A 24,655-nucleotide genomic window follows, 5' to 3' on the forward strand; every position below is an offset into this window, starting at 1 on the left:
AGCAGTTAGCTCATAAGCGAGTCGTGAATAGGAATAATGCAACTAAGGGCGGTCGTTACGTTGCAATGAGAGCCAAATTGCAACGTGATTATCGTAAAGTTGCCAACATCCAGCATGATATCATACAAAAATTTACGATAAAACTTGTCAATAGTTACGATAAAATCGTGATTGAAGACCTGTCCGTTAAGGTGATGCAGATGAGCCATGTTGCTTCTAAAGGCTTACAACGCTCAATGTTTGGTTACTTTCGTCAAACGTTGAGCTATAAGTGTGAGTGGTACGGCAAGAAACTGATACTTGCGAATAGCCAATATCCTTCAACGCAGCGGTGTTCAAAATGTGGCCATATCAAATCTGGGAACGATAAAATCACATTAAAAGGTAATACAACACATCAGACTAAGCATAGTGAATATGTTTGTTATAGTTGTGGCGTAGTGCTCGATCGTGATGAAAATGCCGTTGCTAATTTACTAGATTTAATCTAAAAATAAAAACTAAACGGGGCTGGCTAAGTCCTTAAGCTGTCATAGTTGGTCAATGCGATTACTCCCTAGTGGAATATCGGAATACCGGTGCAATAACGGCAGCAAGCAAAAATCAAGAAAGGAAATATGTAATCTTTCTAAATGTAGAAATTAGCCATGATTTTCTACATTTCTCTATATTTTGCATAGCAGATTACTACGATGGCTGAAAAAATTATTATGTTGGCATGCTCCGCGGGGATGTCAACGTCGCTCTTAGTTTCAAAGATGCAAGCCGCTGCTAAGGCTGACGGCGTGGACTACGAAATCTTCGCAAAGTCCGCATCGGAAATCCCGGCACAGTTGGAATCTGATAAGAAGCCGGACGTTTTATTGCTCGGACCACAGATTCGCTACATGTTTAACGACGTTAAGAAGCGGACGGATGCCGCTGGAATTCCGATGGACATTATTAATATGTCCGATTACGGCATGATGAACGGTGAGAACGTTTTGCAAACTGCTGAAAAAATGCTTGGCGATAAGTAAGATCAGGTCGGGAGGGTCAAAAATGAGTGTTGTTACGGTTAAAACTTTTGAAAAGGATCATCATACTTACGTTGTCGGCGCAGATGACGCTGGTCAAGTCCACGTTGCCGTCGATGGTGGCCCAGACGCGAAGGGTTACTATTTCGGTGGAACGGTCCGTTTTCCCAAGGGTTTACACATTGGGGAACAAATACAAATGTCACTGACCCTTGACTGTGATGCTGAAATTCAAAAAGGTTTTGCAGCGGCCAAACAGGCTAACTAACCCTAGATAGTTAGGCTTGTCGCAAAATAAAAATCACTCTGAGACGATCGTCTTGGAGTGATTTTTTTAGTAATTGAAATAGTTTTTTTATAAAAGGCTTGACCTGGAACCCGTTTGATAACGTAGGATGACCTTGTAGAGAAGTAATGGCGGGTCACTTAATCAACGGGAGGGTTATATTATGGGATTATTTTCATTTGGTAAAAGAGTAAAATTGTACGCGCCGGTTGACGGAAAACTAACCGATTTAGCGGAAAATACTGGATTTTCAGTTGAACCAAGTAATCATCATATTTATAGTCCGGTGACCGGGACGGTAAGCACCCTTGCGCCAGAGCAAAACGTGATTGAGTTAATGAGCGGCAAGGTGCTGGTGCGCGTCCGGTGTAGTCAGCCGTTAGCGGGAGAAACAGCGACGTACGTTCACGAAGGGGATACGGTGACGCCCGCAACACCAATTGCATTTATGGATCAAGATGCGCTTGAAGAAGCTGACGAAGACGCGACTGTCAGGGTGACTGTGGATAAAACGGCAAATTGGATCAAGAAACTAAAGTTATCCACCAGTGGACAAGTGATCCATGACCAAAAAGTGGGTAAGTTAATTGCAAGGTAAGCGGAATAAACTGCCTTTTGGGCCACGTTTCGACCAGAGAGGAAAGCCATTCAGAAATTTGATGTTTCTGAATGGTTTTTTTAGACATCAGATGTGGTTAATAATAATTTAGTGAGTATTGTGAAAATGGTAACAATATCGATTGACAATAAAATTAGTTACGATAAGCTGATTATAAATGAAGACGATTACAATGCGAGCACATCAGTGTTATTAGCCGTAATCGATTCGACAACTAAACCTGCGCGCAGGGTCGCGTAACCATGGGGATGGAGGCGACTTTGTGACACTAATTTTGGAGGGGTTCAGCATGCAGAAGTTTAAATCGGGGCCTTTTTGGGCCACCAACGTCATTGTGTCGTTCGGGATGGCGTCAGTGATGAGTACCGTGACGCCGTTGCTATTAGGCGCGCCCTTAATTTGGGACAGCACCCGCTTTCTTATTTTGTCCACAGGGTGTGTGGCGCTGTTTTCCACAACCTGTTTACCATTACACGCGTTGAGTCACTGGATTATTCACTTATTCACAGGACGGCAATTGTCCCTGTTAGAAGATATTATTTTTACGCTGTTTATTACGGCCATTATGGCAACGTCGGCGCAAATCTTGATGGGCCAAGTCCAGTTAGTTTTCTGGGTGGGGTTAGCAAAGATCTTCCCAATATTAGTTGTGATTGCATTCTTTAGCGTTATGCTTTTTAAAAAAATAGCCGATGTTATTGTAGGGGCGGTGGTAGCACGCCACAAACGCGTCATTTGAGGCTAAAAAACGAATTCAACTTCATTTCAGAGTGTTGAATTCGTTTTTGTTTGGCGTTGTTTTTTCAATGCTGCTTGGTAGTCTGCGTTGATGTCGTTGAGTTGTTGATGAAAAGTGGTGATCAACGCGTTCATCTTTTGTTGATAGTTCTGGTCGATATCGTAGCCACCAGTAACATCAGTCGCCGCATTCAAGTAGTGCGCTAATGCGGGGTCGTCACCAAGCTTTTCGTATAAGTCAACGTTGTCTAGCAACCGGATGATCCGGTTATACTTGCCGGTAAAAGTACGTCGAATGAGTTGAATTCGTTTCCGAAAGCGATCACAGGCGCTGTTGATAACAGCGGATGGTTCCGGATAGGCACTAGCAGAAAAGTCACGCAGTACCGCTGGTAAAACTTGGTTAATTGCAGTATCGATAATGGGATCGATATTGGTACTAACAACGTTTTTACCTTGTTCATGTGACTGAGAATTAAAAACGTCACCGGATAGAATACCGGGATTGGTCGTGGTCAAATCGACGTATTCCCATAGCAGAACGTTAAACTCAGGATTGTTAAGGCCATCGTCTTTTAGGACGTTGAACACATAGTCCTTTAAGTCCCCGTGTTGTAAAAAGTTAACGGAGGTATCAAGCGCTTGGGCAATTTTGACTAATCGCTCACCATGGGGGCGAGTGCGTCCTTTTTCCCAGTCGTTAATCGTACTTTTGCCAGCAACGCCAACCATGGTTGCAAGGGTGGCCATACTAAAATGATTGGCTTGCCGCAACGTTTTGATGCGGCGCCCGACTGCGGTTTTATCGTTTGTCACCAGACACACCTTCCTTGATATTGAATACAAGTTCAATTTTAGCATATGGGGTGTGGATAATTAATGGTGACAAAGGTTTATTAAACAAAAAAATTGTGTGACGATGCTAGTCATAGCCGACTGTTATCATTTAGATGAAGTCGCGAATGGCTTGAATCATGGTTGGCCCGGTATTGACGGTGTGACCATCCAACGTAATATCGTAAGCTTGATTGCTATGCTGCTGGACGGTACCTAAGACCGCTAATTTTTCATCGTGGTTGTGGATAATTAAGATAAAGTGGGGTTGGTCGAGCAGAATCGTAATGCGTGCGTCCAAGAGGCGGGTGAGTTCGTTGATTAAGTCGAGTTTAACGGTGTGAAGGCCACTAAAACCATCTTGAACGATGGCGTGTAAGCAAGTTTCTAAATGAATAAATGGTGCGTTGGCGCTGAGCCGTACAGGTAAGTGTGACATGATAAATCCCCCAATCTATTCGGTTGTCATTAATACTAATCATAATTTATTCTTATCTTGGCGCCTATTAGTTGACCTTTTACAATGAAATTAATAAGTTTTATTTACGTTTAGAAAAATGAACTTCTTAAGGGGTTCGGCGTATACTAAAACTATCAACTAAAGGAAGTGGGCACGATGTTACGAAAAATTGCGGTGTTGGCAGACGTTCACGGGAATCTATCCGCATTACGGGCAGTGCTGGCGGATGCCCAGCGTGCGGGAGCAACTGATTATTGGTTTTTAGGAGATTTATTTTTACCCGGCCCAGGAACGCAGGATTTGTACGACGCGTTGAAGGCGGTTCAGCCACAAGTCTGGTTACAAGGAAACTGGGAACAGGGGATTGACTTTGTAGTTACTGGGCAGGGACATTGGGACGACGAGTCAAAAGTTTACTTCGCACGTTTGACGATGTATTTAATCAAACGCTTGGCGTCAGCGGATTACCAAGCGTTAGTGCACCGTCCGATTGCGACGACGATGGTGGTCAACGGACTGAACTTTGGGCTTTCTCATAACCAGCCCGAGCGGTCGACGGGACACGATTTGTACCCTGCGGAGGCGCAGGAAAACTTTGATCACTTGGCGAAGGACCATGACGTCGCCATCTATGGACACACGCATCAACAGCTCATGCGGACGTCTTCGAGCGGACAGCTGATCATCAACCCGGGTGCAACCGGACAGCCGTACAGTCCATATCCGAAGCTGATGGCGGACCAACGCGCACACTACGCGTTACTAACCGTCACCGATGCGGGTCAACTGGCTGTCGATTTTCGAAAAGTTGCGTATGATATCGATGCTGAAATTGCGGCAGCCAAGGCCGTGCAATTACCGTACGCCGATTTATATGCGCACTTACGCCAGACCGGCTTTACCATTACTCACGATCAGGACTTATTACGGCGCGTTAATGCTGCCCACGGCTACTTGGCGGAAGTGCGGGAATTTTTCAAGCATGATTAACCATAGTTTTCAAAACGACAATCCGCTTCAAGTTTGACGAACCAGCAAGCCGGCCCGTATAATGGACTTTAATTGTTTTTTATAAGGAGGGGCTGATGTGAACTTTGGGTGGTCCGAGTGGTTTGGCTTTAGAAGCCGGGTCAAAGAAAACATGATTTTTACAAAGACAGTTAATGGTGAAACAATCACTAAAAAAGTTTACGGCTCATTTAATTGGTGGGCCTTACTGTTTACGTGGTTTTATGCGTTATTCAGCGTCCGCTGCCGAACACCATACTTTATGATTAAATCGGCCGTGCCGTTTTTAGCCCTAATATTGGTCAATATGGTTGCGCAACTCCTGTTTTCAGAAAACGTCAGCCTGATTATTAACCTGCTTGGTGCAATTTGGTATGGCACGATGTTTGAAACTTGGTTTAAAAATCAACTTGTAGATAATGGCTATCAACGCGAACAGTAATCGATGAATAAGGTGCCTACCGAACAGGGGGCACCTTTTTGCTTGCCTAAATCGTGACATACTAGCATTAACTAATGACTGTAATTATTAGTGTGCGGTTATCTCGACACAAACTATATCTTTTCTTTACATGGTTCGCTATGAATAATTTACATTAGTTCTTTATGCTTGTTTTCATGGTTATGAAAGTAATCATAATAAACTATTTGGAGTGATAACTTTAATGAAGCCGCGAGTTTTAACGACCTTATTAATCTGTTCATCTATTTTGACAACGACGGTAACCCCCGCCGTTGCCGCCGTAACAAATTCAAACGAATCATCTGCAACGATGGTGAAGTCTGCCGCTGCGACTAAGGCAAAAGCGGATACCCCAACAACGACGAATGCTGTCTCTGATTCAGCGTTTGTTGATTTGCAGGTAAAGAATGGCCAATTGACTGATTTAAAGGGCCAGACTAATTGGGTTAAGAAGGGTAACCCTACGACAACCACGGATCCTGAATTACCGGGTGAAGTCCACAACTTTGACGGAAAATCGGGCTTTTACACGGTCTTTTCATCCGCACAGTTTGATAAGCTGAAAAATGGTATGGCAATTGAAGCGTACTTTAAGTACGATCCAGCGGCCGATACTGCTCATGAACATGAAATTTTTTCTAGCCAAGAAAGTGGTGGGCTTGGTTTAGGCGTCCAAAATGGTAAAGTCACGTTTTTTGCGAACGACGGTCATAGCTATAAGGAGCCAAGTGGAGATTTACGTGTCGGACATTGGGTACATGCGGTCGGTGTGATTGATAAAAATAAGACGGCTAGCTTGTACTTAGACGGGAAGTTAGTTCAATCATTGCCGATGCCTGGAAACCTGCGTTTAGCCCAGGGTACGAATGATTTTGTTTTGGGTGGCGATGCGCATCCTGGTACCCATGTGCAATCACAAATGACGGGGAAAGTTAAATCGGCCCGGTTATACGACCACACACTAACTGCTGAACAAGTAGCGGCTTTGAATAAAGAAGCTTCTGCTGAAACGCATGAAGTGTTCCTTGGAAACCAAGCAGTTGAAACAATGATGACCGGCGCAAAAGCAGTTGCGATTGGACATACATACGGGCTAAAAGTGCATGCACGCCAAGTTAAAGCAGGCGAGCCGGGCGAAACGGCAATAGACGTCGTATTCGATCCGACCATGTTACAATTCGACAACGCTGAACGAACTTTGGGTGGGTCTAAAACCGTTGTTAAGCACGTTGCTGACGGGCGGCTCCAAATTACGTCGACAGCTGCTTTAACAACGGACGCTTTTATCAAATATGCCAAGACCCGGTTGGCGCATGTGAACTTTACTGCCAAGAAGGCTGGTACCACGAAAGTAAGTTTTGAACAGATAACTGAAAGTGGTAAGACACAACTAGGAACCCCACAAACGATTCAAATCCATGGCAAAAAGGCGTTGGACTTTAACGGCGATGGTGTCATTGGGGTTGGTGATATTATCAAAGCACCCGACGCTCAAAAAGCAGCAGTTGCTAAGAATGCTGAAATCAGGCCTTATAAGCACGTGGTCGTATTAACAACTGATGGCGGTGGTAATTCCTGGGATCCTAAGGGGATGTACCATGCGAAAGGAACGGGCACCCCTGCGTGGACAACGGACCCTAACATCTTAGCTAAGCGGAAAAATCCGTATTTATTGGACCTGTTCAATAATAAGTTTGCAATGAGTACGACTGCGAAATCCGTGCAACCAGCAATTTCAGCGCAAAACTACATTTCCATGTTGCATGGTCGTCCGTGGGGAACGCTACCAAAGGAATATCAAGGAACCAATACAAGCATGGGAGAAAACTATTTTGCAGATTTTGGTAAGGAAAAGCCACAATTTCCTTCAGTTTTCAAAATTTTGCAAGATAATAACCCAACTCAGGGGGCAGCAGCCTTTGCTGAATGGGGGCAAATCGTCAATGCTATTGTTGAACCCGATGCTTCCGTAAAAACGAAGAATTCTCAGTCATTAAAGTCATTTGATGACGTTGCTGATTATATTGGAACTTCCGCATTTGATAGTACGTCCATGGTTTACATGCAAAGTGACTTCATGGATCATACGGGTCATGGTAGCGGTTGGTTTAACGATAATTATTGGAGCAAATACTCACAATATGATGGTATGTTCAAAAAAGTTATGGATCAACTTGAAAAGACCGGGCACATTCATGATACGTTAGTGATTGCCAATGCCGATCACGGTGGTGCTGGTACTAATCATGGTGCTAATAATGGTCCTAACCACGATATTTTTATTGCACTTGGTGGTGAAACTGTGGACAGCGGTCGGCGTTTAAAGGGTGGTAGTAACTCTGATATCACGGCTTTAGTTTTAGACGCGTTACAAGTACCAAACGTACCACACATGCAAGATAGCAAGGTCTTCGACAAATCTGCCTTCTTATCACAAGCTGAATTAGCTAAAAAGAAGCGTGGCAACGTTAAAAAGGTAAACTTGCACCGTCAAGGTAACAAGGCAATCATCGATATTGCGGATAACAATGACAAGCGTGCATTGGGTGCCGTTGACATGGAAGTTAAGCTTGATGGTCGTGATATTGATAGTATCGAGGCAGCAAGTGGCGTAAAGATTTTACGTAAGGACGTTGAAAATGGTGTCTTGAAGTTAACGGTCAGTTTTGATAAGCAACCAGCTGGTAAGTTAGCAACCATTAATTTCAAATCTGTCGCACGTGCAGCTAGCAAAGTGAGTCTTGAAAAAGCCATGGCTGCAAGTCAAGATGGTACGGAAATCCTTGCCGACTTGGCGACTGATGATACTACGCCAGAACAACCAGGGACGGAAGTTAAACCAGGTATTGATGGTGAACAACCAAGCACAGATGGCAAGCCAGGTCCAGATGGTCAACCAGGTACGGATGGCAAGCCAGGTCCAGATGGTCAACCAGGTACGGATGGCAAGCCGGGAACAGATGGTCAACCAGGTACGGATGGCAAACCAGGAACAGACGGTAAGCCAGGAACAGATGGCAAGCCAGGAACAGATGGCAAACCAGGTCCAGATGGTCAACCGGGTGCAGATGGCAAGCCAGGTCCAGATGGTCAACCAGGTACGGATGGCAAGCCGGGAACAGATGGTCAACCAGGTACGGATGGCAAACCAGGCTCAGACGGTAAACCAGGAACAGATGGTAAACCAGGAACAGATGGTAAACCAGGAACAGATGGTCAACCGGGTCCAGATGGCAAACCGGGTGCAGACGGTAAGCCAGGAACAGATGGTCAACCAGGCGCAGACGGTAAACCAGGTGCAGACGGTAAGCCAGGCGCAGACGGTAAGCCAGGTGTAGATGGCATGCCAGCCACCTCAGGACAAGCAGGCACTGATGGCAAACCGGGCGCAGACGGTAAACCAGGTGTAGATGGTAAGTCAGGTGCAGACGGCAAACCAGGTCCAGATGGCAAGCCAGGAGTAGACGGTAAACCAGGTCCAGATGGCAAGCCAGGAGTAGACGGTAAACCAGGTCAGCCAGGCACAGACGGCAAGCCGGGTCCAGATGGCAAACCGGGTGTAGATGGTCAACCAGGCGCAGACGGTCAGTCAGGTGCTAAGGGTCAAGATGGTGACAAAGGTTCAGCAGGTACTGGCATCCAAGCTGGCTCCAGCAGCCAATCAACCACAACCGGCCAAGCAGAAGCAACTGCAACGCCAACTGATCAAGCTAGCTCAAGCAGCACAACTAGCCAATCATCAACTGGTTGGTTACCACAAACCGGCGAACAAGTTCAGAAATGGCTTGGAATTGCTGGGTTAGCATTATTAGCTGCAACTAGTGGTGTTGTGATGTGGTTCCGTAAACGCCGCGTTTAAATTTGTTTCCTTATTTTTAAAGTAAAATACCATAAAGAGTCTTCCAAATAGTTTTTGGGAGGCTTTTTTTGCGACTAATGGGGAATAAGCCAAGTGTTTTGAATGAATGCTGGATTTATTTACCCACAAATCATGGATCATTGGTGATGACTTGAAGATCAGCACTTAACTTAATCCGGATTATCGGATAGAATGGGATTGCCTTGGGAGGCGCGCTTTCAATAGTTAAAGCGGCGTGTAAAGAAGCACTTCGGACGAATTAATGGTCTGGAGTGCTTTTTAGCGTCTAAAATCGAAAGGTCAGTTTAATTTGTCCTTTACATATTACATATGCGACATTTAATATATATTAAAGAGAGTGAGGGATGCAATTTGAATTATGGATTATTGGCGTTAACATTTTTGAGTGTTAACTTGGATTTCTTTTTCATGATGATCTTTTTACTAAAGAAGTACCGGGTTTGGCAAGTATTAGTCGGGTACCTGCTAGGAAACCTACTATTATTAACGGCGAGCTTCTTTATCGGTAAGACGCTGGCTTTATTCTTACCAGAGTGGTTACTGGGAATACTTGGCTTTTTGCCGATTTGGATGGCCTTTCGCGATGATGACGATGATGACGGGGACAAGACGAGTCGTTCGCCTGTTTTGAGTGTGTTAGTCACTTACTTATCAGTCTGTGCGGGGTGTAATCTGTCCATCTTTTTACCAGTTTTAGTTGGGGAAACGATGGGACACTTTTTAATGACTTTAGGGTTCATTGGTGTTTTGACGATTATCGTGGTCTTTTTGATTAAACTAGTGGCGGATATTCCGGCCGTGGAACGGGTCATGACGGCCCACGGTGAGCGGTTGATGAAGATTTGCTACGTCTTGATTGGATTGTACGTCTTTTGGGATAGCGGCTTAATTAGTCATTTAATGGCATTGATATAGGAACGGAGGATGCTTAGATGGATGTTAGTGAACCGATTTTAGCGGAAGCCGTTAAAATTTATAAGGTGCTTAGCAATGTGAACCGGATTAAAATTTTGTACTTCTTGGAAAATAATGAAGCTGATGTTTCAAGTATTGTGGACCATGTCCAGCTAGCGCAGCCGATTGTGTCGCACCAATTAGCCATTTTATTTCGATATCAGTTGGTCACGCGGAGTAAACGGGGCAAACACGTCTATTACTGTCTGGATGACCCGCACATCTTAGAAATGGTCAACGCAATGTTGGGTCACGTGGCGCATGAAATTAAGCACGCGCCCCATCCAGGACGCTCTATTTAGTTATTTATGGTGTTTACCGTGTAATTGATTGCCAGCAGGTCTAATATTAGTGATAATAAGGATATTATCAAAACCAACGGGGGCGTAGCCGGTGAAAGTCAGCTTATCAAAACATCAGTTGATCAGTGTGGCCGCAGTACTGGCGGCGCTACTGATCGTACTGCTAGCAATTCGGTACCACGGTACATGGGAGATGTTACGTGAACAAGTCTTTGACCAGGCAGCAATCGTGGCCCAAGTTCGGCGTCATCGGGCCGTCGATATTTTATTAGTGGTTCCGCTACTGATTTGTTTTTCAATCATTCCCGGTGCACCGGTGGCGACCATTAGCGTGATTGCGGGGATCTGTTTTGGTAAGGGCCTGGGTGCCGTCCTCAACATTATCGGAATTACGCTAGGCAACTTGATTGCCCAACGGGTCTTTAACCGCGTGACTGAAAAACAGACCGCTAAACCGAGTAAGATTGTTGATGCGATTGAAAACATGCGACACCCATTACTAGGAATTATTATTGGGTACACGATTCCATTCATTCCAACGTCATTAGTGAGTTTGGCGGCAATCAAGACGGGGGTGACGCCACGTAAACTCGCACTGGCAACGTTGGTCGGAAGTATTCCAACCGCCGTGATCTACGCTTGTGGCGGGGATGAACTCATCAAGGCCCACTTTAAAAATGCGTTGGGATTAGCCGTCATCGTTGTGTTATTGATCGGGTTACTCTGGTTGATTCGCCACGACCGGCGTGCAAATACTAAAACTGAATAACTAAAATACCGATTGTAAGTCATTAAAATGATGACCCGCAATCGGTATTTTGGTTAATAGAACGCAATTATTGCATGACTGGTGGATTATTGTGGTGCTTTAAATCATTAATTTGCTCAGCGGTCAATGGGATCGTTTTGAGCGGTAGAAAGTGTTCCGAGAGTTCAGTACTAGGATCTGCTTTGAAAATGATGACTGCCATATTTTCTAAATCTAACCGATAAACTAACCGTTGTTGCACCGTTTTGACGTAAACCGCCGTATCTGTAAATGGTCGCCACGTGAATTCAGTGGTGGGTAAAAGGTACCACCGTTCTAATGCATCGTAAGTCTCGTTTGGGGTCAATTCTGAACGCTCCTTTCAATCCTTAACACAAGGTCATTATAAGACGTTTAGGAATAATATTCAATTAAAGTTCACCACACCTAAAATAATTATAATCAAATAAAAAGATCTTACAATCTCAACGGATTGCAAGATCTTTTTTAGTCGTGAATTTAGCGAATCACTAATACGGCAATTGGGGCATATTTAGCCATGTAAGCGGCTTGGCTCCCAAAGTGCTTCGCAATGCCCTTTTTCGCAAGGGACCCGATGATTAAAAGGTCGGGCTGAACGTGGGGAATCACTTCTTTAACGATGGTTTCACCAGGTTCACCTTCAGCGATGACCGTGCGAACCTTTGTCAGACCAGCATCTTGAGCTTGTTTTTGGTATTTGGCCAGGTGTTGTTCGAGTTCATCACGTTCACCGTGTACGTAGTCTTTACTCAAAGCTTGATAGACGTTCATGTCATCATTTTCCAAAATAGAAACGATGATCAATTCAGCGTCGTCTTGCTTAGCTTGGTGAATGGCGTAGTTGAAGGCGAGTAGGGCGTCGGCTGAGTCGTCGACCCCGACCAGAATTCGTTTAAATTTTGTAGCCATTATTCAGCACTCTCCTTTGCTTTGGCGGCCAGTTTAGCCGCGTAACGTTGGTTGCCACGGTGCAAGTCATAGATGGTCCAAACTAAGAGGGCGAGAACCGCCGCAATTAGAAGCCAAGCAATGACATTAGCTAAATCAGTTTGTGTCGCGGTCGGATTGCTACCGAAGAAGGCGGCAATCTGGTCGGGTAGACCAATCAAGTTTAAGACGGTTAAACCAATGACGGAGACCCAACCACAAACTTTTAACCACAGACTGTTCTTAAAACGATGGCCCATTTCAGCCGCACTGTCGGTCATCATCAGTAATGGTAACATCGAGAACGGTAAGGCAAAGGCCAGGAACACTTGCGAATTATTCATTAAATCATTTAACGCCGTATGTTCGTCAATGGCGCTCTTGCCACTAGTTAAGGCCACACAGATCAAGACGGGAATCACAGAAATCAACCGGGTGACTAAGCGGCGTAACCATAGTGGCATCCGCATGTGGACGAAACCTTCCATAATCACTTGCCCGGTCAAAGTCCCAGTAATGGTTGAGTTTTGACCAGAGGCTAATAGGGCGATGGCGAATAAGGCTGAAAGCACACCGGATTTTGCAACGTTGATTAAGATTCCGTTACTGAGCATTGATGTATCAGATAATGCGTGATACAACCCGAAAAATGAAGGGTCTCTAACCGCGCCACTCTTGAAGACGGCAACCCCCATGATAAGTAGGAGGGCGTTAACGAAGAAGGCCGCTGTCAGTTGAATGTTTGAATCCCAGCTGGCAAACTTAACGGTCCGCGCCACGTCTGCTTCATCGCTGTGATCAATTTTTCGAGTTTGCGAAATCGCAGAGTGCAAGTAAAGGTTATGTGGCATGACCGTTGCCCCAATGATCCCAAGTGAACCGGACAGTGGGGTCATCCCATTGACGGAACGAGCCGTTGAGAAGGTGGCAGCTGTTGGCACGAGGCCTTTAATCACACCACCCCAATCAGGGTTAGATAAAGCAACTTGATAAACAAAGACAAATAGGATAACTAAGATTAAACAAACAACGATGGCTTCAATTTTCCGGAAACCAATTTTAGTTAATAACAATAAGAGCAAAACATCAAAAACGGTAATAAAAACTGAAATTACTAAAGGAATTCCGAATAATAGATATAACGCAATGGCAGCCCCGATAACTTCCGCAATATCGGTTGCCATGATGGCAAATTCAGTTAAAATCCACAAAACAATTCCGAGGGACTTACTCGTCCGGGCACGGATGGCTTGGGCCAAATCCATCTGACTCACGATACCAAGTTTAGCGGCCATGTATTGAAGCAACATCGCAATCAAACTTGATATCAAGATGACAGACATTAACATGTACTGATAGTTTTGCCCACCAGTAATGGAAGTTGACCAGTTGCCGGGATCCATGTAACCAACGGCAACTAAGGCGCCAGGGCCTGAATAGGCAAACAGTGTTTTCCAGAAATTAAGGTTCTTAGGAACTTCGATCGTACCGTTAATTTCTTCTAGGGATGGGCCGTTCGCATATTCAATCAGTTTATGCTTGCGGGTTGGGATAGTTTCTTTTTCACTCAAGTGCAATTCCACCTTTCTCTATTTCAAAACATTTGAACAATTGTTATTGTACAATAAAAAATACAAAACTGAAATACTTTTTTAGGTAGACCTACAAAATTCGAATTTAGCGGTTAACAAAATAGCTACGGCTTGGATTCGAATTTCGTGGTAGTAAATCGGGCCCGTTATTAGGATGAAAAGGTAAGCTTTTAAGTAGTGAGCTAACTAATTTATTGTTTAATTTTTAAAATTGGTATAGGTGTAAAATCGACGTTAAAAACATAAATTATATCGGCAGTTTGTAAGTTAACCAACGGTATAATCAATAATTGGGTTGTAAAATTGGTTAAACACTTAATATAATGGTAAACATCTTTTTATATTTAATTTTTTATACAATACTTTTTGATTTGTTTAAAATGTTCTTGATTGTATATACAATATCGCTTAAAATAGTGGGTGAAAACGATTACAACGTTAAAAATCAAAAGGAGTGATGAGTAATGGCAATTGCAATGATTGGAACTTGGCGGATGGCTTATGAAGGCCTAGAAAAAGGCCTTGAAGCAATGAAAAAAGGGCAATCCAGTGGTGATGCCGTGGAAACGGCAATTACGACCGTTGAGGATTACCCATATTTTAAATCGGTGGGCTATGGTGGCTTGCCAAATGCAAATGGTCTAGTTGAAATGGACGCGGCCTTCATGGATGGAGATACCTTCGCAGTTGGTGCCGTAGCGGGTATTAGTGATGTGAAAAATCCGGTCAGTGTTGCCAGAAAGTTAAGTCATGACCACTTTAATAGTTTTTTGGTTGGAACCGGAGCATCGGAATACGCCGCGTTAAATGGGTTCGAACGGAAAAGTATGTTAACCGAACGAGCACAAAAAATTTGGGCGAAACGCAAACGTGAAATTGAAACTAAGGGATTGAGCCCGTATGACGGCCATGACACGGTTGGAATGGTCAGTTTGGACCAGCAAGGCTCAATGAGTGTTGGGACGTCAACTTCTGGGTTATTTATGAAGAAACCAGGCCGGACTGGGGATTCCGCTTTAGTCGGCGACGGGTATTACTGTGACAGCGAAATCGGTGGCGCAGCGGCGACTGGACTTGGCGAAGATATTATGAAGGGCTGTTTGTGTTATGAAATCGTGCGCTTAATGGGAACGGGATTATCCCCACAAGCCGCGTGTGACCAAGCAGTTTATCCGTTTGTTGAGAAATTAAAGAAACGTTATGGTAAAGCGGGCGAATTCTCATTGATTGCGCTGAATAAGGCGGGTGAATGGGGTGTCGCAACGAACGTTGAATTCACTTTTGCCGTTGGTGATGAAACTCATCCGGCGAAGGTGATGATGGCTAATCCAGGTGAGAATGGAACGACAACCATCGAGCCGATTACACAAGCTTGGATGGACGCTTATGCTAAGCGGATTAAGGCACCAATTGATTAGTTAAGGGACGTGGAATGGGTGAAAAAATATTTATACGAACAGGTGGCGGAGCAGTTAGCCGTTGCGATTCGAAAAGGAAACTATGCGGATCATCAGAAATTACCCGCTGAAAGTGACTTAGCCAAGAAGTACGGTACAAGTCGGTTAACGATGCGCAAGGCAATTGACGTCTTACAACGACAACACGTTGTAGTCAAAGACCGCAACCGCGGGACTTACGTGTTGGCACCCATGATGCCGGAAAAGATCTCAAGTGGGGTCGATGGGTTGTCCGGTTTTACGGAAGTGGCCTTAAAGATGCATTTGCACCCGGAGACGCGGGTCCTACGGCTGACCAAATTAACGGTTGTCCCCGAACACGTTCAAGCGGCGCTACAAGTTGCCGGTGATGAACCGTTATGGCGAATCGAACGGCTACGGTTGATTGATCAGCAGCCCATGACGGTGGAACAACTGTACGTGCGGATTGCGACTTTGCCGGATCTGACAATTAGTGAGGCGAGTGGGTCGCTGTACGCACAGTTGGAGGAAACGCTGACGATTGGGTACGCTAGCCAAGAGCTGGAAGCCATTTTAATGGATGCACGGATTGCTAACTTGTTAACGGTACCCACGGGCGCTGCGGGATTCTTATCCCACGCCGTGACTTTCTCAGTGGATGGCTATCCTATCTTGTACGACGATTCGTATTACCGTTCTGATAAATATACCTTCCATAATATCTTGTACAGACATCATTAGAAAGTAGGTTAAATCGTATGAAAGTCATTGTTTTGTTAGACCAGATTCAAGCTGGGCTAGGAGGTAAGGAAAAGGCGGACACCGAGTTAGGCGGGAAAAAGCTTGCCATGGGGGCTGCGGATACCTTAGCTAAAGACCTTAAGCAACAAAAAGGCGACGTGATGGCAACCTTTTATTGTGGCACCGGCTACTATGCGGATAATCGTGAACTCGTGCAGGGAAAGGTTATGCGGATGTGCAAAAAAATGGCGCCCGATGTTTTACTTGTAGGCCCAACTTATGATTACCCAGAGTTTGCGCAGATGGCCTGTGAAGTCGGTCTGGCGGTCCAAAGTGGCTCCGACGTGCCGGTAGTTGCCATGGTTGCGCGGGAAAAGAACGCGGACCTTCTGGCTGAGTATCAGCGTCAACTAGATATTGTTAAGATGCCGAAAAAAGGTGGGACGGGCTTATCCGACGCCATTGAACATGGTCTGACCCTGTGTGCGAAAAAGGCTAACAAGGAAGATGCTACGGACTATATTAGTAAATATTGTTATTAATAGAATGAGGAGGCAAGCACTATGCAAAGAAAGTTTGAACAAGTGTTAATGCCGGTTGCAACCAAAATTGGTAATAACGTTGTACTCCGCTCGTTACGTGATGGTTTTTTAGTCATCATGCCACTGATCATTGTGACATCAATGTTTCTATTGTTCGGAAACTTCCCGATTCCTGGTTGGGCAGACTTCTGGACGGGGATTTTAGGGCAACATTGGACCGAATGGTTTAGTGCCGTTTCTAACTCAGTTTTTAATTTTACTGGATTATTATCTTGTTTCGGGATTGCTTACGCTTATGGTAAGAATCGCGGGCTACACGCCGTTAACTCCGCGGCCGTTGCTATTATTTCTTTCTTAATTTTGACCCCAACGACCCTTGAAGTGGGTAAAAAATCGTATAGCGCTGTTGAAACGGTCTTTCTTGGCCCCAACGGCGTTTTCTTAGGGATCATTACGGCCATTCTTAGTGTTGAAATTTTTAAATTTGCGGTTAAACGGAACTGGACGATTAAAATGCCTGACGGGGTACCGCCGGCCGTTAGTGAATCGTTTGACGCCTTAATTCCTAGTGCGTTAGTTGTGCTGGCCTTTTTCCTTGTCCGGGTCCTTTTCAGCTTAACCGACTTTAATACCGCCTATAACTTTATTTACGCTGTCTTACAAGCACCGCTGACCCACGTTGGGAACTCCTTAGGATCAGCAACCTTGTATAACTTCTTAGCCTCATTACTCTGGTGCTTCGGGATCAATGGCCCAACCATCACTAACAGTGTTTGGTCGCCAATCTTCTTCGTCTTGTCACAAGATAACTTGAAAGCTTGGCAAGCCGGGGACAAGATTCCTCATATTTACAACCAACAATTTATTGATATGTTCACCACGTATGGTGGGGGTGGGAGTACCTTATCCTTACTGATTATTATGTTGACGATTTGTCGTTCAAAACGGGTCCGAGAACTGGCTAAATTAGCCATTGTTCCTGGAATCTTTGGGATTAACGAACCCGTGATCTTTGGGTTGCCAGTTGTTTTGAACCCAATCATTGCGATTCCATTCATTATCGCGCCCGTTGTTAACACGGTTATTTCCGGGATCGTCTTCTCGTTAGGATGGGTCCCACTGACGAATGGGGTTATGCTGACCTGGACCACGCCACCACTGATATCGGGATGGTTGTCGACCGGTAGCTGGCTTGGTTCGGCATTGCAGCTGTTTGAAATGGTGCTGGACCTCTTTATTTACTACCCATTCATTAAAACTTTAGATAATCAATATTTACGCGACGAGAAAGCCGCCGAATTGAAGGACGTTGATATCGATTTCAGTAACATTTAAGGGGCATGAATATGCAAGCGCTTAGACCAGAATTTGAACAATTATTTAATAGCCACGCAGATGATTTTTTAGCGGATTTAAACGGCTTATTACGGATTCCCAGTGTCAACAGCCACGCGACCTTTGAAGCACCGTTTGGAATTGGCCCGCAACGTGCCGTTGCGTACATGCTAGATTTAGCGAAAAAGATGGGCTTCCGGACGGGCTTAGCCGGCAATTGTGTCGGTTGGGCTGAAGCGGGGCCTGCCGATGCGCCGGAATACTTTGGCGTGTTAGGCCACGTGGACGTGGTCGATGTTGAAAACGACTGGCACTACCCACCGTATCAACTGACGCAGGTTGGAAATATGATGTATGGCCGGGGTATCTTGGACAACAAGGGCCCACTACTCTCAACGTTGATTGCGCTGTATTTGATCAAATTGCGTGGGACGACCCTCAAAAAGCGGGTCCGCATCATGTTCGGCAGTGACGAAGAGGGTGGCAGTCGGGATTTGCCTCACTATTTAGCAGAGCAACCCGCGCCAGTTGTCGGAATCACACCGGACTGCAAGTTCCCCATCGTTTATGGCGAACGGGGCTTGCTGGACGTGACGCTGAAGTTGAAGCCCAACGATGGGTCGTTGGACCAAATCACATCAATTAGTGGCCCGTTTGACCGCAGTTATTTGCCAGCCGCAGCCACTGTGACTTTGGCTGACGGGACGGTTCAACAGTTTAATGGTAAGAAAGCACCCAGTAACGCACCTGATTTAGCGGATAACGTCGTTCCACAAGCCGCGTCGTTTCTGGCCAAATTGAGTGGCCAAACGGGTCAGTTCTTCGACTGGCTTGCGACTAAGATTGGTCATCAGTATGACGGGCATAATCTTGGGATTGATTTTGAAGACGCCGCCTCGGGGAAATTACAGCTATCACTGTACGCCGTTGCTAAAAGTGATGTCGCCCTCACGGCTAATTTTTCGATGCGTTATCCGATTTCAGTCAGTGAAGATCAATTGATGGATCAGTTGTGCTCTGTCTTGCCGAGTGATGCTGAATTGATCATTAACCGCCGTTTCCCGTCGACCGTTAAAGATCAGAACCAACCGTTCATCAAACGGTTTTCAGCGATTTATCAGCAGGATACCGGCCTGGACGGCACACCCGTAACCACGACGGGTGTCACGTATGCCCGGGGAATGCCTAACACCGTTGCGTTTGGCCCGTCATTTCCTGGTCAAAAGGGAATTGCGCACAAGGGCGACGAGTGGATTCAGTACAGCGATTGGCAAATGATGACCGAAATCTACTACGATTGTTTTTTGGCAGAATTAAGTTAAGACTAAATCGCTCGCTTCGCCGTGCAGAAACGGTGTGCTATGAGGGACGGCCCCAGCCGAGGGGCGGTCTGGGCCCTCGATTCAAAGCCGAAAAGTCACGTCTTTGAATCGCCCGGCAATATTAACCGGCAAAGGACCACCGGTTAATATTGCCACCACGGCACACCAATTCTGCCCGTCTTCGCTAATACAACAGTATTTAGTTATAAGTTTCAATTTTCAAATAAACTCATAAAACAATGAAGAGACTGTGCTAATAAAGACAGTCTCTTCATTGTTTTCAATCTTGTGTGTCAAAACAGCGCAACACCGCTAATCAATCCGTTAGCCTGAAACCAGGTTTAGCTATATGATGGTAGTAATAATTATAAACGTCCACCAGTTTGCTTAGGGCGTGAAGGAATGCACGAACGTATAAGAAAGGAACTGATCCACCGTGAATACTCGTGATTTAGCGCTTTTTCGGGCCGTTGTGAAGTATAAAAATTATACTTACGTCGCCGAAAAGTTCGCCGTTTCACAGCCAGCCGTCACGCAGGCCGTGAAACGATTAGAAAAAGAGTTTGATGCTCAGCTCGTACAACAAGATCACGCACACCAACAGATGCTGATTACTGAATCTGGACAGCTGCTATACCGGAACTCGCAAGTGATGAGTGACAGTCTTGAATTGACGCACCGTGAAATTGAAGCTGCCAAACAACCGAAAATTCGATTCGGTTTACCGCCTATCCTTGGGGCGCTCTTTTTCCCCCAAGTAGCAAAGCACCTATTAGCATGGGGCTGGTTGAAGCAGCTGAAGGTCGTGGAAGAGGGGTCCGCACAGGTCCTCAATGACCTAGCAAAGGGCAAGCTCGACATTGCGCTGATTGCTTCCGCGCACCCGTTGCATTTGCGGGAGATTCAGACCACTGCGCTGGGCGACCGGCCGTTTGAAGTGATCGTTAGTGAAAATAGCCCGTTTGCGAAACGGGGAAAGATTAGTTTTCAAGAGCTTGACCAACAGAAGTTTATTGGGATGGACGACAGTTTTATTCACCCCCAAGCTTTTCGTGATTATTGCCAAGCTGCCGGTGTTAAACCGGAAGTGATCTATCGAACTTCAGACATCACCTGGATGAAGAGCATTGTCCGCACTAATTTGGGGCTAGGGTTCCTTGTCAAGGACGCCATTTTACCGGGTGAAGGGTTAGTCGGATTGAAAATTGATGATCCGTTACGCGAAGCCTTTCATATCTCGGTAGCGTATCGTAAAAATACAAAATTGAGTTCAAACGAAGCAAGCCTTCTACAAATTTTATTAAAAATAAAAGTATAGATAGAGAATGCTTATCAATAGACTAATCGAAATTTATTGCTTTCTGAAAGAAAGAATCCAGTTTACGCTGAGTTCTTTCTTTTTGATTTAATATTAGAATATTTCAAATTCTTTTAAGAATCTTTTGAGTTAAATTTTACTTGTTAAAAGTGTAACAGCGCCTAATCGTAGTGACAGCGGTTTTAATAAGAAAACATTTGGTCGAACAACTGATTTGCTTATACCAATGGACGGGCTCTATTATAACGTTGTAAGCGATTACAACAACAAATTAGCAAATAAACAACTTTACATCCCAATCGATGCGAAGCGAAAATTGGATGGGAGAGATTATATTATGGCTGACAAAATTAGTGGCTCAGATGCCGTACTGAACGTTATTCAATCTTGGGGAGTAGATCATATCTATGGTTATCCGGGTGGTTCATTTGATTCAACTATGAATGCACTTTATAACCAAAAGGATCATTTCAAGTTTATCCAAGTTCGTCACGAAGAAGCAGGTGCCATTGCGGCCGCTGCTGATTCAAAGCTAACTGGTCAAATTGGGGTTTGCTTCGGTTCTGCTGGCCCTGGCGCGGTTCATTTATTAAATGGATTATACGATGCCAAGGTTGACCGGACACCGGTGCTCGCAATTGTGGCACAAGTTCCAACTAGCCGGATGAACATTGACTTCTTCCAAGCAATGAACGAAGAACCAATCTTCGATGACGTTGCTGTCTGGAACCGGACCGCAATGACGGCTGAGAGCTTACCAAAATTAGTCGACGAAGCCATCCAAGAAGCCTACGAAAAGAAGGGCGTTGCCGTTCTAACCATTCCTAAGGACTTCGGCTGGGCAGAAATTGATGACACTTATGTTTCAGCTGCTAACACGCACGTTGAACCAGTTTATCCAGAACCAGCTAAGGAAAGTGTCGATCAAGCCGTTAAAATGATCAAGGACGCTAAGTCCCCAATGATCTACTTCGGGATTGGTGCTAAGGATGCTGCCGATGAATTAAAGGAAGCTTCTGAAAAATTCAAGATGCCATTAGTTTCATCAGTATTGGCTAAAGGTATTCTTGACGAAGATTACCCAGCATACTTAGGTTCAACCGGTCGGGTTGCACCTAAGCCTGGGGCTGAAATTGGTTTCGCCACTGACTTGATCGTTTGGGTTGGTAACGATGTACCATTCAGTATCTTCCTCTTCAATCGCAAAGCTAAAATTATTCAAATTGATATTGAAAGTGCTAAGTTAGGCAAACGTCATCACGTTGATGTACCGATGTTAGCCGATTCTAAGAAAGCCTTACGGGCAATGATCGATGCTGGTGAAGCTAAATCAGACGTTGCCTTCTACGATGCTTCTATCGCTGACAAGAAGAACTGGGTTGAATGGCAAGATAGCTTCAAAGACAGTGATCAAATGCCAGTTCGTCCAGAACCAATCTTCGATGTTTTGAACAAGACTGCTAGTGACCGTGCCGTCTTCGGTGTGGATGTTGGTAACGTCAACATTAACTTCGAACGCTTAGTTGATATTCATGGTGATCAAAAGTGGGTTACCTCTGGGAAGTACGCAACGATGGGCTTTGGCTTACCAGCTGCAATTGCTGCCAAGGTTGTTTACCCAGACCGCGATGTTTACAGCTTGAGTGGTGATGGTGGTTTCGCAATGTTAATGGAAGAAATTCTGACCCAAGTTAAATACGGGTTACACATTGTCAACGTGGTCTTCTCCAATGAAACGTTAGGCTTTATTGAAGCAGAACAAACTGACGATAGCAAACAACCATTGTCAGGTGTTGATTTGCCAGCTACTGACTGGGCAACCGCTGCCAAAGGGATGGGCGCAGAAGCCTTCACCGCTCGGACAAAGGCTGAATTCCAGGAAGCTATGGATGCTGCTAAGAACACGGACAAGCCTGTTTTGATTGACGTTAAGTTAACCCACGAGATGCCATTCACAACTGAGCACATGTTCATTGACTCATCATGGCAAGATCAAACTAAGATTGATGAATTCGTTAAAAAGTACCAAGCACAAGACTTGAAACCATTTAGCTACTTCTTGAAGCAAGCTAGCAAATAAGCCTAGGCTTAATTAGAGTACCGAACAAGGACGTCCGCGGCGTATGCTCGGACGTCTTTGTTCGTCAGAGATTGGGAGGAAATTATCGTGAAAGTAGTTCGGTTAAACCCACATAAATTAGCAATGATGTCCAAACCGGTGCGACAGGTGATCGCCCTCGGGTTTTTTGACGGGGTCCATCAGGGCCACCAGCACGTGATTGCGCGGGCACGTCAATTAGCGCACGAACGGCACTTACCGCTCGCCGTTATGACGTTTAACCGGCACGTTTCACGGGTTTTCAATACCAGTCGGCAAACGGATTTTCGGTACTTGAACACCATTAGTCAGAAACTGGCCTTATTAGCGCAAAATCAAGTCGATACGACCTATGTGGTTGACTTTGACCGCGACTTTGCCGGCATCGCACCGGAAAAGTTTGTACGGGATTACTTGATGGCACTCAATGCGGATGTTGTGGTTGGCGGCTTCGACTATACGTTTGGTCGTGGCGGTCAGGCAACGATTGCGGACATGCCGCGCTATAATCACGATGCGTTTGACGTGGTCGTCGTCTCGGAGCTAGCTCAAGATCAACAAAAGATCGGGTCGACTCAGATTCGGCGGTTAATCAAGTTTGGCCATATCGAACAGGCCAATGAATTACTGGGGCACCAGTACGCGTTAGCGGGGCAGTTAGTTCAGTCGCGTCAGGACGAACCACTTCAGTTTCGGCCTGCTAGTCGGCTACAACAACTTCCACCGCAGGGCACCTACGACTGCCAGTTGACGGTTGGAACAATGGAACTTACCGGAAAGTTGAGTGTTAACCGGCGGGGCTTGTCCGTCACGATTGCTGATTTAAAAGCCAGTCGAATGGTGCTCAGTACCGGCAGTCAAACGGTTGAACTGGGGCTTTTAAAGCGGCGCGTCGCCCGGTCGCAACAGGTGACATCTGCCCAAGTAATCGCAATTTAGTTTTTGGATTCGGCCATCTTTTTCACGGAGATTGAGTGTCATAGGGAACGTTGTGCTAAACTTATTAATGAGAGTTGGAATGTTGGTCAATGCCAATTTGCATTAGGCATAATAAAAGGCCAATACCCTATAACTGGATTGAAAGGTGTGAGGACGATGACTAAACCAAAAACAACTAGTGAATTGACCCCTGATACGGAAATGACGGCGGAGGAAATGCTTGAACCCATCGCTGATTTGGATGCTGAGCTGGCTTCGCCGAAGAAACAGACCAGAAATCAGGCGGTTCGGTACGTCCTCTGGGGACTCATCAGTGTTGCCGTTAACTTTGTGACTTTTTATTTGATGGACCAAGTTTTTAAGGTTGAATATCAAGTCGCTAACGCAACGGCATGGATCATTAGTGTTCAGGTGGCTTTCTGGGTGGACCGCTTGCTTGTTTTTAAGCATCATTCTGCCCATCCGTTTCGTGAAATGGGCAAGTTTTACGGCACACGGATTGCGACTTACTTGATTGAAGCCCTAGTATTGTGGATTACGATTTCACTAGTTGGCACTTCGGCACCCATTGCCAAACTTATTGGTCAACTTTGTGCGATTATTGGAAACTTCTTTTTATCAAAACTATTTGTTTTTCGTAAGTAAAATCCTTCAACGACAATTACGGTCGATTATTTGACCGTGATTGCCGTTTTTTTACGGACTTTTAAACTGAGAAACTAAAAATCTAAATGTGCCGCTCTGTCGGACAGAACCGCTGTGCTGTGGGGGACGGACGCAGCCATAGTGCGGTCTGCGCCCTCGATTTAAAGCCGGTAACCCACGTATTTAAATCGCCCCGCAATATCAGACCGGCCAGGAACGCCAGACTGACATTGCCGACACAGCACACCGATTCTGCCGACTCCGCTAAACTCAACTTTGACGATAGCTGTTGATTTACGGGAATCAGTTAGATTCATGGAATAGTCTAAGGTTCACCGATAGCCCCGGTCGTGACTAATTACGATACTTTTAGCTAGTTGTTCGATCACAAAATTCAGTTTCCAATCTGTAGCTGTATAAAGTTTTAT

The 24,655-nt window shown here is 45.3% G+C and carries 25 protein-coding genes; 20 read left to right on the forward strand and 5 right to left on the reverse strand.

The window, feature by feature from the left end:
• The 5 genes from IV64_RS14720 to IV64_RS12340 all read left to right on the forward strand — a co-directional run.
• Window positions 1–491, forward strand: a 491-nt coding sequence (locus tag IV64_RS14720) for an RNA-guided endonuclease InsQ/TnpB family protein (protein ID WP_237757344.1), incomplete at its 5' end; no start/stop codon positions are given.
• A 201-nt stretch (window positions 492–692) separates the two neighbouring features.
• Window positions 693–1,019: a PTS sugar transporter subunit IIB gene (locus IV64_RS12325; protein WP_057707524.1), complete on the forward strand. Its 327-nt coding sequence runs from the start codon at window positions 693–695 to the stop codon at window positions 1,017–1,019.
• Between the two features lie 22 nt (window positions 1,020–1,041).
• Window positions 1,042–1,284 (forward strand): hypothetical protein, encoded by a 243-nt coding sequence (locus IV64_RS12330; RefSeq protein ID WP_057707525.1) that lies wholly within the window; start codon window positions 1,042–1,044, stop codon window positions 1,282–1,284.
• 181 nt (window positions 1,285–1,465) lie between these two features.
• The gene (locus IV64_RS12335; protein ID WP_057707526.1) at window positions 1,466–1,900 is read left to right on the forward strand and encodes a PTS glucose transporter subunit IIA; all 435 of its coding nucleotides are present in this window, start codon (window positions 1,466–1,468) and stop codon (window positions 1,898–1,900) included.
• A 310-nt stretch (window positions 1,901–2,210) separates the two neighbouring features.
• Window positions 2,211–2,660: a hypothetical protein gene (locus IV64_RS12340; RefSeq protein ID WP_057707527.1), complete on the forward strand. Its 450-nt coding sequence runs from the start codon at window positions 2,211–2,213 to the stop codon at window positions 2,658–2,660.
• A 26-nt stretch (window positions 2,661–2,686) separates the two neighbouring features.
• Here IV64_RS12340 and IV64_RS12345 read toward each other — a convergent pair whose 3' ends face one another.
• A complete protein-coding gene (locus tag IV64_RS12345; RefSeq protein WP_157061164.1) occupies window positions 2,687–3,475 on the reverse strand; it encodes a helix-turn-helix domain-containing protein in 789 nt (262 codons plus the stop codon).
• 130 nt (window positions 3,476–3,605) lie between these two features.
• Complete coding sequence (locus IV64_RS12350; RefSeq protein WP_057707529.1) at window positions 3,606–3,932, reverse strand: hypothetical protein; 327 nt, start codon at window positions 3,930–3,932, stop codon at window positions 3,606–3,608.
• Between the two features lie 177 nt (window positions 3,933–4,109).
• Here IV64_RS12350 and IV64_RS12355 point away from each other — a divergent pair, with 177 nt between their 5' ends.
• From IV64_RS12355 to IV64_RS12380, 6 genes are all read left to right on the forward strand, one after another.
• Window positions 4,110–4,943, forward strand: a complete 834-nt coding sequence (locus IV64_RS12355; protein ID WP_057707530.1) for a metallophosphoesterase family protein — start codon at window positions 4,110–4,112, stop codon at window positions 4,941–4,943.
• Window positions 4,944–5,040: 97 nt separating this feature from the next.
• Window positions 5,041–5,403: a hypothetical protein gene (locus tag IV64_RS12360; RefSeq protein WP_057707531.1), complete on the forward strand. Its 363-nt coding sequence runs from the start codon at window positions 5,041–5,043 to the stop codon at window positions 5,401–5,403.
• Window positions 5,404–5,626: 223 nt separating this feature from the next.
• Window positions 5,627–9,283 (forward strand): LamG-like jellyroll fold domain-containing protein, encoded by a 3,657-nt coding sequence (locus tag IV64_RS12365; RefSeq protein ID WP_057707532.1) that lies wholly within the window; start codon window positions 5,627–5,629, stop codon window positions 9,281–9,283.
• 372 nt (window positions 9,284–9,655) lie between these two features.
• Complete coding sequence (locus IV64_RS12370; RefSeq protein ID WP_057707533.1) at window positions 9,656–10,219, forward strand: cadmium resistance transporter; 564 nt, start codon at window positions 9,656–9,658, stop codon at window positions 10,217–10,219.
• Window positions 10,220–10,236: 17 nt separating this feature from the next.
• Window positions 10,237–10,560 carry an ArsR/SmtB family transcription factor gene (locus IV64_RS12375; RefSeq protein ID WP_057707534.1) on the forward strand — a complete coding sequence of 108 codons (324 nt, stop codon included), beginning with the start codon at window positions 10,237–10,239 and terminating at the stop codon, window positions 10,558–10,560.
• A gap of 91 nt (window positions 10,561–10,651) precedes the next feature.
• Entirely contained in the window at window positions 10,652–11,329 is a 678-nt protein-coding gene (locus IV64_RS12380) for a TVP38/TMEM64 family protein (RefSeq protein WP_057707535.1), read from the forward strand.
• 67 nt (window positions 11,330–11,396) lie between these two features.
• Here the strand turns inward: IV64_RS12380 and IV64_RS12385 are convergent, their stop codons facing one another.
• The 3 genes from IV64_RS12385 to IV64_RS12395 form a co-directional block, all read right to left on the reverse strand.
• Complete coding sequence (locus tag IV64_RS12385) at window positions 11,397–11,675, reverse strand: hypothetical protein (protein ID WP_057707536.1); 279 nt, start codon at window positions 11,673–11,675, stop codon at window positions 11,397–11,399.
• A 152-nt stretch (window positions 11,676–11,827) separates the two neighbouring features.
• A complete protein-coding gene (locus IV64_RS12390) occupies window positions 11,828–12,259 on the reverse strand; it encodes a universal stress protein (protein ID WP_057707537.1) in 432 nt (143 codons plus the stop codon).
• Window positions 12,259–13,848, reverse strand: a complete 1,590-nt coding sequence (locus IV64_RS12395; RefSeq protein WP_057707538.1) for an Nramp family divalent metal transporter — start codon at window positions 13,846–13,848, stop codon at window positions 12,259–12,261. Before IV64_RS12395 ends, IV64_RS12390 begins: the two co-directional genes overlap by 1 nt.
• Before the next feature lie 485 nt (window positions 13,849–14,333).
• Between IV64_RS12395 and IV64_RS12400 the strand changes: the two genes are divergently transcribed.
• The 9 genes from IV64_RS12400 to IV64_RS12440 all read left to right on the forward strand — a co-directional run bounded on the left by IV64_RS12400 (window position 14,334) and on the right by IV64_RS12440 (window position 24,227).
• Window positions 14,334–15,287 (forward strand): glycosylasparaginase, encoded by a 954-nt coding sequence (locus IV64_RS12400; protein WP_057707539.1) that lies wholly within the window; start codon window positions 14,334–14,336, stop codon window positions 15,285–15,287.
• 18 nt (window positions 15,288–15,305) lie between these two features.
• Window positions 15,306–16,028 (forward strand): GntR family transcriptional regulator, LSA1692 subfamily, encoded by a 723-nt coding sequence (locus tag IV64_RS12405; protein ID WP_057707540.1) that lies wholly within the window; start codon window positions 15,306–15,308, stop codon window positions 16,026–16,028.
• A 17-nt stretch (window positions 16,029–16,045) separates the two neighbouring features.
• A complete protein-coding gene (locus IV64_RS12410; protein WP_057707541.1) occupies window positions 16,046–16,570 on the forward strand; it encodes a GrdB-related putative oxidoreductase in 525 nt (174 codons plus the stop codon).
• Between the two features lie 21 nt (window positions 16,571–16,591).
• Complete coding sequence (locus IV64_RS12415) at window positions 16,592–17,905, forward strand: PTS sugar transporter subunit IIC (RefSeq protein WP_057707542.1); 1,314 nt, start codon at window positions 16,592–16,594, stop codon at window positions 17,903–17,905.
• A gap of 11 nt (window positions 17,906–17,916) precedes the next feature.
• The gene (locus IV64_RS12420; RefSeq protein ID WP_057707543.1) at window positions 17,917–19,227 is read left to right on the forward strand and encodes a Sapep family Mn(2+)-dependent dipeptidase; all 1,311 of its coding nucleotides are present in this window, start codon (window positions 17,917–17,919) and stop codon (window positions 19,225–19,227) included.
• 436 nt (window positions 19,228–19,663) lie between these two features.
• Complete coding sequence (locus IV64_RS12425) at window positions 19,664–20,545, forward strand: LysR family transcriptional regulator (protein ID WP_057707544.1); 882 nt, start codon at window positions 19,664–19,666, stop codon at window positions 20,543–20,545.
• A 337-nt stretch (window positions 20,546–20,882) separates the two neighbouring features.
• A complete protein-coding gene (gene spxB / locus IV64_RS12430) occupies window positions 20,883–22,625 on the forward strand; it encodes a pyruvate oxidase (protein ID WP_057707545.1) in 1,743 nt (580 codons plus the stop codon).
• Between the two features lie 87 nt (window positions 22,626–22,712).
• The gene (locus tag IV64_RS12435; RefSeq protein ID WP_057707546.1) at window positions 22,713–23,582 is read left to right on the forward strand and encodes an FAD synthetase family protein; all 870 of its coding nucleotides are present in this window, start codon (window positions 22,713–22,715) and stop codon (window positions 23,580–23,582) included.
• 156 nt (window positions 23,583–23,738) lie between these two features.
• On the forward strand, window positions 23,739–24,227 hold the full coding sequence (locus IV64_RS12440; RefSeq protein ID WP_057707547.1) for a GtrA family protein: 489 nt from the start codon (window positions 23,739–23,741) through the stop codon (window positions 24,225–24,227).
• The last annotated feature ends 428 nt before the right edge of the window (window positions 24,228–24,655 follow it).

This window comes from Lactiplantibacillus xiangfangensis (assembly GCF_001438845.1).
Classification (GTDB): Bacteria; Bacillota; Bacilli; order Lactobacillales; family Lactobacillaceae; genus Lactiplantibacillus; species Lactiplantibacillus xiangfangensis.

Coding starts and splice junctions, on each gene's coding strand:
- IV64_RS12350 (WP_057707529.1), bottom strand. CDS start 3,932: ATGTCACACTTACCTGTACGGCTCAGCGCCAACGCACCATTTATTCAT.
- IV64_RS12415 (WP_057707542.1), top strand. CDS start 16,592: ATGCAAAGAAAGTTTGAACAAGTGTTAATGCCGGTTGCAACCAAAATT.
- IV64_RS12335 (WP_057707526.1), top strand. CDS start 1,466: ATGGGATTATTTTCATTTGGTAAAAGAGTAAAATTGTACGCGCCGGTT.
- IV64_RS12330 (WP_057707525.1), top strand. CDS start 1,042: ATGAGTGTTGTTACGGTTAAAACTTTTGAAAAGGATCATCATACTTAC.
- IV64_RS12420 (WP_057707543.1), top strand. CDS start 17,917: ATGCAAGCGCTTAGACCAGAATTTGAACAATTATTTAATAGCCACGCA.
- IV64_RS12440 (WP_057707547.1), top strand. CDS start 23,739: ATGACTAAACCAAAAACAACTAGTGAATTGACCCCTGATACGGAAATG.
- IV64_RS12375 (WP_057707534.1), top strand. CDS start 10,237: ATGGATGTTAGTGAACCGATTTTAGCGGAAGCCGTTAAAATTTATAAG.
- IV64_RS12365 (WP_057707532.1), top strand. CDS start 5,627: ATGAAGCCGCGAGTTTTAACGACCTTATTAATCTGTTCATCTATTTTG.
- IV64_RS12390 (WP_057707537.1), bottom strand. CDS start 12,259: ATGGCTACAAAATTTAAACGAATTCTGGTCGGGGTCGACGACTCAGCC.
- IV64_RS12410 (WP_057707541.1), top strand. CDS start 16,046: ATGAAAGTCATTGTTTTGTTAGACCAGATTCAAGCTGGGCTAGGAGGT.
- IV64_RS12325 (WP_057707524.1), top strand. CDS start 693: ATGGCTGAAAAAATTATTATGTTGGCATGCTCCGCGGGGATGTCAACG.
- IV64_RS12355 (WP_057707530.1), top strand. CDS start 4,110: ATGTTACGAAAAATTGCGGTGTTGGCAGACGTTCACGGGAATCTATCC.
- IV64_RS12340 (WP_057707527.1), top strand. CDS start 2,211: ATGCAGAAGTTTAAATCGGGGCCTTTTTGGGCCACCAACGTCATTGTG.
- spxB (WP_057707545.1), top strand. CDS start 20,883: ATGGCTGACAAAATTAGTGGCTCAGATGCCGTACTGAACGTTATTCAA.
- IV64_RS12400 (WP_057707539.1), top strand. CDS start 14,334: ATGGCAATTGCAATGATTGGAACTTGGCGGATGGCTTATGAAGGCCTA.